This is a genomic window from Prauserella marina (genome assembly GCF_002240355.1).
In the GTDB taxonomy this organism is placed as follows: Bacteria; Actinomycetota; Actinomycetes; order Mycobacteriales; family Pseudonocardiaceae; genus Prauserella_A; species Prauserella_A marina.
The window spans coordinates 284,153-299,607 of record NZ_CP016353.1 but is presented as its reverse complement, the minus strand read 5'-3'; the positions used below and the strand labels follow the sequence as shown (position 1 = coordinate 299,607).

Annotated in this window: 1 protein-coding gene (cut by a window edge); it reads right to left on the bottom strand. The window is 64.0% G+C overall.

The features are described from left to right. Window positions 1-47: 47 nt before the first annotated feature. Window positions 48-15,455 carry the 3' end of a hypothetical protein gene (locus BAY61_RS01145; RefSeq protein ID WP_176879640.1) on the bottom strand. Its footprint extends 42,372 nt past the window's final position, so the window shows 15,408 of its 57,780 coding nt (coding positions 42,373-57,780); its start codon lies off the right edge, out of view — the gene reads right to left on this strand; the stop codon is at window positions 48-50.

Sequence of the window (15,455 nt, the reverse complement as noted above, 5' to 3'; positions counted from 1 at the left end):
TCCTTTCCTTCGACCGGTTGTCATTCGACTATTCAGAGTACGCAGCACTAGTCCGTTTCAGACAGCACGGGATGCAGCAGTGGCTCGTTTTCACCCCAGACGAGGTGGGCAACCAACTCTGTGAGCCTGCCTTCGTCGAGCATGCCTGGCAGCACCACCGCCAGCTCGAGTCCTGTCACCATTTCAGCGGGTGCTGTTCTTATCCTGATCGACCCGTCATCGGAAATCTCGGGGACAAAACCGGCGAAGTGATCGACGGGCTTCATCCCGACCGCGACGGGCATTACGCCGTCCAGCCCGACGAAGAAAGGCATCCTGTGTTCGGCAAGACGCCGCAAGAATGCCGTCACCTCCGTAGAGTCGGTCGGCCTCCTGGTCATCGTGAACGGTTCACCGGTGAAGGTCGTGAGCAATTCGATCATGTCAGCGTGGTCGAGACGTCCTCGGAACCGGTCGTAACCGACCGGCAACTCCCGATCGTGCACCGCCCGGTAACGAGGTTCGAGAGACAACCCCGCAGCGGCCTTCTCCAACACCTTCATCCATGTCGGCGTGGTCGCTCCGGCACCGGTGTCCGGGAAGAACTCGGACACGCGCACTTGAACCGGCGGATGCACGCTCATCGACTGCGCGACCTCCTCGGTGACGACCTTGGCGAGGTGCAGACGCACCATAGGAAACGTCGCGCTCGGGTTGTCGACATCGGCAAGCGCCCGGAGTTTCTCGGGCCAGGCGGTACCGAGCGCCCACAACGCGTGGAAGATCTCGGGACTGACCAGTCCATCAGGTCTCGCGTCATCAAGTTCGAGCGAGTCGCCGAAAACGGGGCCCACCATCATCCACTTCGACACTGCGCCGAAGTTCATGCCCTTTTCGTCGGCAAGAACAATGGGGTCTGTCAGATACGTGTCGGATTTCGCCGCCGAAGCCGCCACCGCGCCAAGAGCGGTCGGCAACAGCCACATCTGGCGTTTGTACTCATCACGGTAGAAGAAGTCGTGGGTGTCCCGGAGGTCTACTCCGGCGTTGCCGAAGATCCGCCAAGCTTGTTCACGATCAGTTCGCAGGGTGCGCGGTCGATGGGGATCTCCCTTTGCCGGAAGTACCACGGTGTTCTCGGGCCGATCGAGGATCACGAGGTTAAGGAATTTGGAAAGTCCAAACCTCGGAAGGCCAAACTCCCGAATGATCTGCGCCAACACTGGCGCTTGCGTGCTGAGTTCGTCGAGAGCTTGCTGATCGAGCTCCGCTGCCTGCCGAGCTACCGAGAACCTCCACCGCGAAAGCTTGGACAGTCCCGGTGCCACATCCGTCACGGCATTCGAGGGAAGCTCCGCAGGCACCAGAGCACCAAGTCGGGCGTGCCATTCCGCCGCGAGGGCCTCGTCGGCGCTCCATTCTGCCGCTTCGGGCTCCGATTGCCGTGCTGTCAACGCGAAGACGGTGTTCACCGCACGCTGCAGCAGTCCCGGATCGCCCTCAGCCGCTTCGTGCAGGACCCGGAAGTGACGCTTCGCGGCGACTGTCTCAAGCGAGTCGAACAGCTCGCTCAGCGGTTCACTGAGGCCTTGCGGCTTATCCGGCTCTGCCATTACCTCCAATGCGGCTCGCCGAGTCAGCTCTCCCCTGATCGCGTACCGCCCCGACACCGAATCGGCTCTGGGAGGAAGCTTCGAGAGTGTCGGACTGTCGGCCAGTACCAGTCCGGTCTCGTGGAAGGGCTGGCCTCGCTCGTTGATCATCAGCACATGTACTGATTCGACACCGGTGAATGCCCTCTCAGGAGCTCTGGGATCCGGCCTGGCCGTGAAGCCGAACTCCGGCGACATCGACCACATTTCGCCGTCGTGCTTGCCGACGAGTACCCAGCGATCAGGCTCCCCCACCGTCTCGGGTGGATGAACGACCAGCGCCATAGTGCCGTCGTTTCCGATTTCGAGGAAGTACTGCGCCAACGCGGGATAGAAGTGTTCGCCCAATGTCGCCTTACTGTGCTGGAAAGGCAGTCCGAGGATCTGCTCAAGGTGCAGATACCTACCAGGGTCCCCGCCACGTGGTCGATCGAGGTCACCATCCGCGAACGAGTCTATGGTCGGTCTTGCGGGCAGCGTCGGATTCTCACCGTAGTAAGTGGACATCGCGGCAAGCAGAACCGCGGGACCCTGGGACACTGGAATACGGTTGGCATCCTCCGTGGCCGCTTTCAGCAACGCCTTGGCCCATTTCCGAGGAGCGGGCTTCGAAGGGTAGCTGCCGTCCCTCTGCCTCAGCGACTTCCTGAATTCCTCCACTTCGGACTTCGAAGGAGGACGGGACCCCCTCGGCTCGTTGTACACGACACCGATGTCGTCCGTTGTGTCCACGCCGTCATAGAGCGAGTTGAGCCGGACCCACAGGTCCGGCCTCAGGTCGACAAGACCCGCCCGCTCCGCGGCCGTAGTGGTGACCAGGTCGGACCGGACCCGTGTCAGTACGTCCATGTTCCACGTGACGGGATCGAAGTCGGAGGCGTCGACCGGTGGTTCGTACCGATGCGCGACGATTGCACCGGCAAGTTCCGACTGCGGCAGGCTTCCCAATTCGTCCTGCCATCTCAGGGCGAGGCCCTCGTCGAGCTCCATGTCGGCGGGCAAGGTGTCCCGCAAATTCCGCACCGCCCTGACGAACTCGTCAGGATTCCGCCGAGCGTCGACGATGTCGGCGATCGCCAGCAATTCGAGTCGCGCGGGAACACTCACCTGGTAATAGACGGGCAGCATCTCGGCGGGAAGAAAGGCGAGGCCCGTTTGATTCAACCCCTCGGCAATGGAAGGATCCTCGATTTCGCGCTGGGCACGCAGAACCCTGTTGGTTCTTGCCGTCATGGCCTGACGCTGCTCGGCCGGAACAGTGGCGAGGTAGGCAGCGGTCGGCGGTCGCCTGCTCAGCTCGCTGAGTGCCCGTCCCTCCATCGGAACGGCCTCGCCCCAGGCGTCATAGACAGCGGCATGGAGAGCGACAACCCCTTCGGAGAACAGCGGGGCATTCACGCTGGACCTTCCACTGACCGGATCGACATAGAACCGGATATCCCTGGCGCGTGAGTAGGCGATACCCGTCAACCTGGGTTCGTCACTGCCTTCGTGGAAGACATGCACATAGGCGTATGCGTATTCTCCTCCCGGGCGATCCGCGGGACCCGCACGCAGTGCCCTGCCGATGGCTTCGTACCCTTCATCGATTGAAACCGCCCTCTCCCCGGCAGGCAGGTCACGAACGTCGACGACCTCCTGGATGCGGGCTCCACGGCCCTTGACGCCCGCCCAGTCTTCGACCCTGCCGTCACCGCCGACTTCCCTGCCCATCGGAAGTGACGGGTCACCGTCGCGGAAACCGTCGAACGTGCGCGGTGGTGCCACGGTCGGTCTGCCTCGCAGTGTGTCGTGCAACGCGAGGTTTGCCGCGACATCGTTCTGCGTTCGGGTGGGATCGGCCTCCGGACCGGGGCCATTCACGAGCAACGTAGCCATCGTGACGGCCGCCGGGCTACCGAGGTCCTGATCGGACAATGCGGCTTGGAGTAGAAGCTGGTGGCCACTGTAGGCTTCGCGCAGGCCGCCTCGCTGGCCGAAGACGGCCGACTCTACGGCCATGAGGCCAGCACGCATCGGAGTGGCCTCACCTGCTGTCTCCGCTCTCCACCTCGGACGGTCGACATCGTCGTTGATCAGAGCCCAGTCGACGGCGAGCGCGGCGGCCTGCTCCTCGGCGGTGAGCCGAGCGAAATCCTCCCTGCGAGCAACACTGAGCAGGTAGTCCTCCTCGTCGAGCATCACCTTGGCCAACGCGGAAAGATACCTGTCGCCGACCTTCTCCCAGTCGGTTCCGGAAGGCAGCGCCGTCCGCACTCGCCGCGCCTCCGCTGAGAATTCGGTCAGCAAGTTCGCTGCTTCCGCCGTGTAGCCGGTGTTCCGCAGGACTTCGAATCGCTGGTAGGCGAGCAGATTGAGTACCATCAGCGAGCCAGCGTTCTCTCGGCCGACCGCTACCGACTCGTCGATGCCTCGACGCTGCTCCTCAGCAAGCACGTAGCTGTGTTGGCCGAGTGCATTCAGGACGTACCGAACGGCTTCGTCTTCGGTCATCTGGGTTGTCGGCACCCAGAGCACGTTCTCCAACCGGTGACCATACAGCGACCGGAGTTCGGTGGGGTCCGCCTTCTGCGGCAAGAGCAGAAAACCCGGATACCGGTATTCGGGTCCTGCCGCCGTGTAGCTGGAAGCAAGAGACCTGACTGGCGAGATGATCGGGGACAACTTGCGTTCCACATTGTCAACGGCACGCATCAACGCGTCGAACGACATCTCACCGGCGTTCGCTCGCGCCGGCCCCTGGACGGCTTTGGGCTCAGTCCGGTAATCGGGGTCGCCCGAATCGGAGAACCGGGCGACAGTGCCACCTCCCGCCAAGCCAGGAGGAATGTGTCCACTGATCTGGTTGAAGTCCGTGTCGAGGCCAGCGGGCCTCGGGTTGTCAAGCTGTGGTGGCTGGGGCGGCGAAGGTGGGCGCGGAGGTACCGGTGGTTGCGATGACCCCCTCGGCCCCCTGCCGTCCTCGTCGCGCACAAGCTGGTCGATGTCGGTGAACGTAGGGTTCTCCGGCAACCGGGTGGCGTCGTACCCGCGAACCGTCAACCACTGTTCGACCGTGTGATAGGGACCTTCCTTGTCCAAGGAGGCCGTGATGACCTCGACGGTCTGCGGCATGAACAGACCGGACTCCTTAGCGAATTCAAGGAACTCGATCGTTTGTCCCGCCGTGTACTCGGCGACCTTGGTCGCCATGTACTGGGCAACCTGGTTGCGCACGGCCGACATTGCGGCGGCATCGTAGGTGTAGCGCCAAGTGAACTGCTCAGCCTTGAGGAAGTCACCACGCCGGAACCACGTCGCCGAGGTCGCGTTGACCCATGTGGACAGTACGCCTGCCCACGCCTGAGCGAAGAGGTCCCTCCCACTCGGGTCGCCGCCCGCGATCTCGGTACTGGCGCGACTGAGGAAACCGCCCATGTTCCCGTACCCGGCCTCTTCGAGCAGGTACGCCAGTTTACCGGCGACACCGATGGGGCCGTTGTAGTAGACGCCGACCAGACTCGTGAGCTGGGCGACCAACTCCTCCGCATCGGAGCCGAAGGCGATCGCGTGTGAGTCGCCGCCATTGGGAACCATCAGGGTCGGCAGGCCGGGGAGCGACGGCAGCAACCGCACGATGAGTTGCTGCCGGTGCATACCCTTGAGTTTCGCGATCAGTTGCTTGGTGCCCGCCCTTTTCACCTTGTCGATGTTGAGGATGTACTCACCGGGCCCGAACCGCTCCACCGATGCCAGGTGGGGGATCCTCTTGACCAGTTCACCCGCTTTGCGCATTCGCTCGAAGTCGGTGATCATGACGTTCGGGTCGTCAGACCTTGGCGCCCTCGCGTCGATCAGTGCTCTCACCCGCTGCTGCACCACCGCGTCCTCCGCCTGCTCGGCGTACAGCTCACTAAGAATTTCGTCAGACTGATGGACGCGCTCAACTCTGAGTTTCCACCAGTCGTCCATCGTGTGCGCGGTTGCCGCCTCTGGCCTGAGACCGTCTTGGAGCGCCTGCGCGGCCTTTTCCACCATCGCACGCGCCGTGACGACCCGCATAACGCCATCACCGGTCGCTTGCGCGAGTTTGATGCCCTCTTCGGTCGCCGCCTCGGCGTTTCCTTGCTGGAGACTGATCGCGGTAGTCAACGCGCCACTGCCGAACGCCTTGCCCGCTGCGGCGATCCCGAGCTGACGCCGCTCACGAGCGTGCATGTGGACGACCCGCTCAAGCAACTCGTTGGTATGCGCGGTCAACCAGCCATTCAATTCCTCAACGCGTGGCCGGTTCGGCCCCACCAGCCATTGCGCGGGAAGCAACAACACGTATTCCCTGACATCGGTCCGCTTCACGACGCTCATGTCTTTTGTGGTGATCACCGGCGAGTACGGGCCGGGAAGGTCGGGACTCACCCCGATTTCGACCCTGATCTCGGCGGGAACCTTGGGCTGAGGGAGCCGCCGCTTCGCCTTGAGAACGACAGTGAGCTTGCCGGAATCCGCTTCGTCGGAATCCTTGCCCTTCCCCGCTTGCGAAGGTTCCCCGAGTTCACCACGCACCACCTCGGTGCCGGCCAGTGCCGGGTTCTTCGCCGCGGCGTCCTTGACCTGCTGTCCCGCCAACGCGCGCAGACCTTCGATATCCGACGGAATCAGTTCACCTGCCGGATGCGGGTTCACCCGCTGTCGCTGCACTTCATCGACAAATGCGTCATGCGCGTAGCTCGCACTACCCAGCAGGGTCAACGCCGTATGAGCAAAATCGATGCGTTGCTGCGGCGCCACCAGTTTTTCGAAGTTCTGCCGTTCCCTGACGGACTCCGACCACAACCAGCCCCGTGCTTGCCGATACCGGAAGTTGATCATCCGCGCGACCATCCCCGCCAGCCGACCACCCGCTCCGGCCAATGCCGTCGCGAAGATCATCTCGGTCGAGCCTGTCTGCAACGCCATCGAGGTTCCGATGATCGGCTCCAGCGGCCACACTGTGAAGGCCTCTTTGAAGTACTTGCCGAACGACGGCTGCCGCCACACTCGTGGCGCAACAGTGATCACGTCGGCGACCTGCTCGTAAAGCACGTTACGAAGCGTTTCACCGCCGGCAGCAAGCGCGTTCGGCGAAAGATAGATCCAATACCGCAGTTCGCCCTTCTTGTCTTTGTCAGCGGCATCTTCGCCGGACGATTCATCGGACGCGGATGCCTTGTCCGGCACCTTGACATCGGCGCCCCTGAGCATGATCGAGGAATGCGACTCGGTCCCTTGGACGATGGCTATTTTGGCAATCGCACCGGAGGGCAGCTTGAGCTGCAATGAGCCAAATTCCTCGATCTGGGTACCGTGCGCGTCCTGCCTCGATTCACCTGGTGGGTTCCAGCTCACCTTCGACACGTCCTGAAGAGTGTCCGCAAGCCGCTGGTTCACCGGGTAGTGGTCACCGAAACTGTTGGTGGCCAATTGGTCTGCGATGGTCCTGCCCAGCTCACGCACCGGCTTGCGCAGCGCGAGCACCTCGTCAGGTGTCAGATGTACCGGCTGCTCATAGGGCGGTGTCTCGGGCCGGCCAACGTTGTACAGATCGGTGATGGGCGTGATTTCACCGCCTGCTTCGTGAGCTCCTTCGGTGAGTTCTCGCACGCTCGGGCCGGCAAGCCCTCCCATCCATGCCGCACGCAACCTCCTGAGTTCATTGACCGCCTCGATGTGGTTGCCTCCGGAGAGGTACGTGCTCGGCGGCGACACGGCAAGCGCCCAGAGGTAGTAGACGGCCCTGCCCGCGATGTGGACAGGATTGATACCCAGTCCGGCCAACGCCGACAACGCGTAACCCATCGTCAGGCCACCCGCCGCACCGGCCTGCAACAGCGAGGTCATCCGGATTTGAACGGCCATCGTCGGCTGCTGGGGGTTGTACCCGGCGACGGCTTTCTGAACGACCTCCTTGAGTGCCTCGTTCAGCTCGTCCTTCGGGGCGTCGGCCCGAACGGTCACGGTCAGCTCGCCGCCCTCGACCCACTCGGTGTCGACGATGGGAGCACCCGCTTCCGTCGTGTACGCGAGCCGCACGGCGAACCCGGCCCGCAACATGCTCGGTAGCTTGCTGCCTTCCTTGCCCGACCACCAGGCGATCGTGACGACGTTGTGGAAGGACAACTCCATCGCGGCGAGCAGGTCGGGAAGCCGATAATCCTCCACGCGGAATTCCCTAGCCAATACGGGGAATTCGGTCGATTGTTTGGTGACGATCTTGTTGATTTGGTCGTCGAGGACACCCTTGAAGCTGGAGTCACCATAGTTCTCGGTGCTCAGGAGCAGCAGTGCCCTCGCCAACCCCGGAACAGGGTGCTGGTCGACCGTGCGCATCTCGCTGATCAACCGAAGCGTGCTGTACGTGGAGGGCTCAGTCGCGAGGCGCCTCTCGGACGTGACAAGGCTTTCCAGCCACTTGAACCGCTTGTCACTGCCCGCCAGCGCCTCCGAAAGCCCGAGTCCGTGGTCCCAGCCCCACTCGTCGGGCTGGCCGTTGACCAGCTCCCCGATCCGCTGTTCGGCCTGCGCGACCTCGTCGATCGCCTTGCGTACTTGCGCCGGTGTGTCAGCGGCCTCTCGCAACAACGCGAAATCGGCTGCCCTGCTGCCCTTGTGCCCCATCGAATCCAGCAGCGAGGTGAGAATGGCGTGTTCCCTGCCGAGCGCGAACAGCGACGTGATGGCACTGGCGTCGGACTCCGCCAGTGACTTGAGGCGCGCCATCGGCAACTTCGGGTGTGGATCCGCCCGCAGTGCCCTCGGCTTCTTCTCTTCCGGCTGGATCGCCTGGGTATCGGCGCCGGTGAGGAAGACGAACCGCGAGTGCTGCTTGACGAGCGGGGGCACCGCCTCCGAGAGCACATTCGCCTGCCGGTCGAACGCCGCCTGCGCTTCGACCACACGCGACGCGGCCTCCTGCATCGCGGCGGTTTCCTGCGCGGCGAAGGTTTCCTGGAGTCCCGCCTGCGCGATGACACCGGCTGCGCCGAGCGCTTCGGCGAGCTCATCCCACGTAGCCGCGAGTACCTCCAGCTCGGTCGCGACCGTGTCCCATCGGTCGGCCAGCTCACGCTGCGCCGAGCCGATCAGCGCATTGCCCTCTTCGCCGTGCCACAGCGCGCTCGTCGTCGCCGCGTCGACCGCCGTGTGGATTACCTGCCCCACGGCCACAAGAAGAGCCATGCGCTCGGAGAACTGCTCTTCGACGTCACTGCCGACCTCCCCGAGCGCCCGGTGGTCGTCGGCGACGATGGCCCTGTCGAGCTGGGCCAGCAGATCATCGAGTACGACGCTGGCGTCACCGATCCTGGCTGAGAGCTCGACGAGCCCTTCGAGCTGACGCAGCGCCGCCGCGTCGCCCCTCGCGCCGACCACCGCGATCTCCTGCCGGGTCGGCACGTTCGTCTGACGTGACAGTTCCTCCTGCTCGTAGGCTTTCGCCGCGTCCGCCACCTCCACAACCGCCTGCTGGAGCGTGGCCTGCTGCTCGGCGAGGTACGAAACGACATCTCGAATGTCCGCGATGCGGCTGTCGTCAAGTCTCGACGACGCATTTGTATCCGCCTGGTCAAAAATAAATTCGAGGGTGTCAAACATGGAATCGAGCGACGCGAGATGCGTGTCTACTCGGTAAATGGTGCTCGATATTCGACTTAGTGCCGTTTGCTCTTCGACACGTGGCGACGGCTGCGGCTTAGCTTGGCTGATCCCAATCGAGAACTTGTATTCCCAATCCCCATAACGCGACCTCTGCTCCGCCAGCTGCGCCTTGACATCGCCAACGACATCCCCGATTGCCCCTACGTCAGACTGGCCGACGGCCCTGTCGAGGCGCGTCAGCAGATCATTGAGTACGACGTTCGAGCCGTCGAACTCAGCCACCATTTCTTCGCCAAACTCTCGCAGCACCACCCCGCCATTCTTCTCACGGAATTCGGCGTGTACCTGCGCCCTCAGCGTTTCGGCCAGGCGCACGGCTTCCTCTCCCCTGGAAGACGTTTCCAACGCCGGTGCCGAGAGCACTTCGGGCTCAGTCGTCTCCCGAACCGCCCGCTCGTATATCCCGGCCGCATCCGCGACGTCAGCGATCGCCCGTGCGGTCGCCTCCGGCGAGAGACCAGAGGGAAGGTGCAGCATGTGGGTTGTCACGCTCGGCCAGCCGAGCAGCTGGACGGGTTCGGTCAGATCGGCTCTCGCTTCGACGAGCACGGTGCTGAATCCGTCGTCCGGCCTGTCGACCAGCAAGGAAAGAATGTTGCCGCGCGCGTTGCCCTTCAACGTCGCCGGTTTGACACCTTCGGTGTCCAACGGGCTCAGTTCTGCCTGTACGTCGTCGGCGGAGGCGAGCACGGCGGGCTCGTGCGAAGGCCATTTCGGTTCCTGGGCGGAAAACCCGTCCGAGGCGCGGGCGTGAAGAATCTTGCGCACCTGCTCGGCGATGACCGGTCCCGCCGCGAGGCCAAGGGCCTTGAGCGGCAGCGTGAACCGGTAGGGGCCACTGTCGGGGTGCGCTCCGTCCCACGATTCCAGCGGGCCCCTCGACACCACGACCGGGAACGGTGCTTCGTCGTCGACCTTCACAAACAGCCGCAGCTCCCTGTTGTCCGCCTCCCAGGTGAGGGAAGGCGCGGGATACTCGGGCATCCGCGAGGCGATCTCGTGTTCCAGCCCCCGCATGGTCCGCGGGTTCGGGACCGGAGCGTGCAAACGCGAAGGTTGTGCGGCCGGTTGCTGTTGTGGTGGGACGGCAGGAGCCTCGTCGGGGAACCTCGCCACCGTGGCCATGTCTTCGGGATCGGGGCGCCTTGTCCGCCGATTTCCCCTTGGCCGCACCGCCTCGTCCAAATCCGCGGCGGGGTCGAGTGCGGCAGGCTTGGTCTTCGGGGCTTGTGCACCGGGAGCCGCGTCGCCGGGACGCTCGTTCTCGGTGCTGGTGCTCTCTTTCGGAACGGCGGCCGGAGGTTCGATCTCCCCCGTGAACATTGTCGTGCGGGGACCACTGATCCGGCCTTCCAGTACCGGATGCACCAACGTCCTGCCTGACAACATGACGCGGACGAAGTCGGCCACCGGAAGCAGCCGGGGGAGATCGTGAAGCGGCGCCAACCTGACGAACACCTCACCGCTTTCGCCGAGCACGGGAACCGCTCCGATGACGGGTACCGCGTTGTCGTCGTCGACGGCAAGCAGCGGGGCGCCCGCGCTGGCGAGCCGGCCGAGCAGTGCTTCGGCTTCGGCCTGCGTCAGCGCCTCAGGTGCGATGACGGTCGTCTTCTCGCCTGAAACGCGGGTCAGCAACCCGGTGTTCGGCAAGCCGCGGTATGCGCTGAGTTGCCCGAATCCGACAATTCCCTTGCGGGCGTGACTCAGCCACTCGGGGAGCGCTTCCTCACCGTCGCGCCGGAGCGCGACGTCGGGCGTGACCTCGACGAGTACGTGGGAAAGCGGCACCCACCCCTGTCCGTGCCGCTGGGTCTCGGTGACCACGACGTGTGTCTTCCCAGCCAGCCGCGATCGGTCCACGATAGTTTCCGGTTTCGCCGGATCCGCCGTGGCGACCGCCCACAGGGTGTGCGCCACGGTATCGGTCGGCGCGAACCTGGCCTGATGGAGTGGCGGATCAGCCTGCTCTGTTCGCGTCACCCAGGTGTGGCCTGCGCCGAGGTCGGGCCGACCGACCACAATGGACGGCATTCTCGGGTTCTTGCTGTCGAATCTGTCGATGTGTTTGTCGACCAGCGTTACCAACGATCGTGGCACCAACAGCATCGTCGTGCGATCGGGTCCGTAGACGAAGAGGAACTTCTTCTTGTCATGGAGCAGGGACAAGGCCGCCATGTCACCTTGGTGGCGCTCTCGGTACTGCGCCTCCGCGACCTGATAGTCGAGGGCGTATTTCAGCGTGAGGGCTTGGGTATTGCCAGGATCCGGCCGGTGCAGGGCGTTCTCGGCCGCGTATCGCTGATCGATCAGCACCGGGCCGCCCACGACGGCCGGCAGGAACATCGTCAAATCCGCGACCCCATTGACCGGGGACGCCGGAATCCCGTACCTGGCGACAAGCTCCGCCGCCTCAGGGGCTTCCTGCCGTAGCGTCTGCATCTCGGTCGCCGACAGCTCATCGGGGCGAAGGAGGGCATATCCGTCCACCGTGCCCGACGTAGTGTGTTCGCCACTCACATCGGTGACCGGGCGCACGATGTCCAAGCTGGTTTCCCACCTGGCAACGAAATCGTCGGCTGTCAGTCGGCCGTCCGGCGTTCCCGCGATGCCGTTCGGTAGTCGTACTCGCAGATTGCCGTCGACGAACTCCGGCATCGCCATGACGAACGTGCCTGGGTCCGTCCGCAGTCGAACCAGCAGCGGTAGACCCGCGTTGGCCTGCTCCGCCAGCACCTCAAGGGCCACAGCCGCCGCCCCTGGTGTCGAAACCGTCGAATCGAGACCGAAGAGCTCGGCGAAAAGCCGCCTTGCGTTGTCGCTGGCAAGGCTGAGGTCGGTCATCCGCGCGTAGCCGCCTGCTCCCTCGGAGTCCAGGCCCACTCGCTGATCGTCCGCAAAGGCCAGTGCCTTCTCCACGGTGAGTGCGAGTCGTGTGTCGGGAGTGGACTGGCCGCTTTCGGAAACCGGAAGATCAGCGGTCACCATGAGCGAGAAGCGACCGTCAGGGCCGTGCAGGTGCACCAGAGATTGCCCGTGCTCACCCACGTTCTCCTCGATCATCGCCCGCATCGCGACCGGATCACTGACGGCCAGCCCCCACAGAACCTGGCCGACGAGCGGACTCACGGTGTTCGACGTGCCGACGGGTGTCAGCCGCATCCGGAATGGCCCTGTGCTCTGCTCGTTCGACCGACCCGGCCAATTCCATCCCGCGCCTTCGGGAATCGGCGGCCTCGTCACCAGCGGGTAGGGGTTCTCGGGGTGCCTTGGGTCGGCTACCGGAATGCTGCCGTCGGCGTTGATCAGGTCGATCAGAGCCGGGTGAACCAGCACCATGGCTGAGCTGTTGTTCACGTAATAGAACTCGTGCTTGTCAAGCAGGGCAAGGGCTTCCGGATGTTCCGCGTGCCGTTTCTCGAACGCGAGCCTCGCCGCGGCCCTGTCGGCGGCGAGCTTCTGCTCGGCGGCGCCCGGCGTTCCTGGCTCTGGCCATGTTCCGGCTACCGGGATGGGGCCGCCTGCCAGGTGCGGTGAGAACAGGCCGAGCCTGAACGACTCTTCATCGAGCGGAATACCGGTGGTGCGAGCGAGGTGGATGACGGCGGGGGCGTGCACTGCAAGCGACGCGAGCACGGCGGAGTCGACCGCATCGAAGGACGCCATCCGAACAGCGGTCGAACCTGGCGCGGCCGGATCGAACAGGTCGAACAACATCGACGTTCGCGCTGTCGAATGACTCCCCGCGACGACAACCGAAGGCATGGCCGCGAGCGAAAGGTCCGCATCGGCCGAAGGAAGCCCAGGCAGTACGTCACCGAAGCTGCTCGTCCATTCGTCGACAAGAACCCTCTCGATCAGTGTTACAGGCGTTTCCACACCCGCGCCGAGTTCACCTTCGATGACAGCCCTGTCACGCACGCGGGAAACGAGCGTCCACATAGCACGGTCAAAAACGGGTATCCTGCCACCGGCAGCCTCATACCACCTCGCGAACTGATGCACCGCTCTCGGGTCAGTCAGTCCATTGTAGACATCTCGGAGAAGCGGTGTGAGATCTGGAGGGATATCGGCGGGTGGCGACTGAATCCACTCCGCGGCTTCGCGGGCCAAGTACAGACGATTCGCCCACTCCGAGGGTCGCGCCATGAGCTGGCCCGTGACAGGGAGCCGACTTCTCGTGGCGACGTTCCAGCCATCGGGAATGACCTGATTGCCCTTCGCGTCCATGATCAACACGTCGAGGCCGACGGTCTTGGCGATCGCCACGGGTGGCACCCAGTTCGGGGTCCTCACCACCCTCGCCGGAGCCCCGAAGCTGAGGAGATCGGACGTGACTTCCCGGAAAGTTCCGGCAGCCATCGAGGACAGGTTTACCTTGGTAGCCGGCGATTCGTGGTAGCCGTTTCTGAGACTTCGCTCGACGAAGTAGACGTGCTGCGAATCGAAGTCCTCTCCGTGAGAGATCGCGGTGACACCGGAGTGTCTTCCCTCGGGGTCGGCCTTCGTACGGTGAACGATCAACGCACTGGCGCCCGGCCCAGCATCCACCAGTGCTTGGGTTACCTTCTCGTACACCTCGTTGATTTGATGCTTCGGCATGCCGTCGCTTGCGTCGCTTTCGGCTGCGGTGAGCAACCGCCCGCCCAGTTCCCGCTCCACCCGCGCGAGCGCGCCTACCTCCATGCCGACAGGCTTGCCGTCGCGATAGCCGTCGATGGTAGTCGCGGCGGCGATCTCCGCATGTCCATTGTGGTTTGACAGCGCGGCGAGATGCCGCTCGAACACCTCTGTCATCGGGTACGGTGCGAACTTCTTGGCCCAGGTTTTCGGGTGCACCAGAATCCCTTCCGGCACCCGCAGCGCGTCCGCCTCGGCGTTACGCATGGCTTCCTGCAACGCGTCCAGATGAGCGGCAAGCGGCGGACGAAGGCCGGAGGGAAGCCCGAACGGTGCCCCGGATCGCTCCCCGACTGGAGCTGCCTCATGTACCTCGTTGAGCAGAGCCCACAGTTCGGGTCTCGAACGCGCCAGGTCCTGACGCTCTCCCTCCGTGGTCGTTTCAACGATCATCTTCTCGGCGCGCTCGAGCCATTCCGCGTACTTCTTCTTGGCAGAGCGAACAGTGGTCTGGTCGACGGCGATCTCGGCACTCGCCACGATCCCGTTCGATCCGGGCCTGCCAAGGAGAACGCCGAACTCACCAGCCCACCGTCGCGCGAGCGCGCTTTCGACACCTTCCTCACCCGGATTGGCCTTGAGACGCTCCACCACTCGCACGAATTCGCCATCGTCGGCGATGACCGCGCCGAGTGCCCTCAACTCCAACCGGGCACGCTGATCGGTCAGCTCGTAGTAGAGCGTCGCGACCTCAGCGGGGAACGAGGCGGGCTCATCCCGCACGTCGCCGGTGTCCTCTTCCTGGTCGACGAGGTCGTGGGCAAGTTCGACCAGTTCGTTCAGGTCGGTGTGCGGGATGGCTTCGAGATACTTGCTCCTCGCGGGGCGCGAACTGGCCGGGCTCAGCGCCACGCCATTCAGTGGCACCGCGCGGACAGCGCCGTCACGGCTGTCGTAGATGACGACATCAAGGGCGACGACGTCGTCGGTGACGAGCGGAAACGAACTCGTCTCCCCCGTCACCGGATCGACAAAGGTCGCTTCTCCGCCCGCGTTGACGGCGATACCGGTGACGTACGGCTCGACTCCCTCCCTGTGGGCGAGGACGTAGGCGTACGCGCGCCCAGTCGTGTTGCCCATGATTGTGGTTATGCCTTCGTAGGCCGTCCTGACGGCGGCATTCCGGTCCTCAGCCGTCAACATGTCGGCATCGTCGAGAACCCGCTGGAACCTGCCGCCGAGGTCCTCGATCCTGCCTTCCCCGCCTTCTTCCCTGCCGAGCGGTTTGCCTGGATCGCCATCGGCGAACCCGTCGAAAGTCCTTGCCGGAGCGGCCTTCGGCTCGTGTCCGAGCCAGATGTCGTGCAGCGCGAGGTTCGCGGCGACGTCGTTGAGCCCCCTCGTCGGGTCGACCTTCACACCGGGGCCGTTCACCAGCTTCGCGGCGGTCTCCAGCCTGATCAGTGGCGATTCCGCCCGCGACAACGCGGCGAGCAACAACACATCGTGTACGGGGTTGGCTTTCGTGAGACC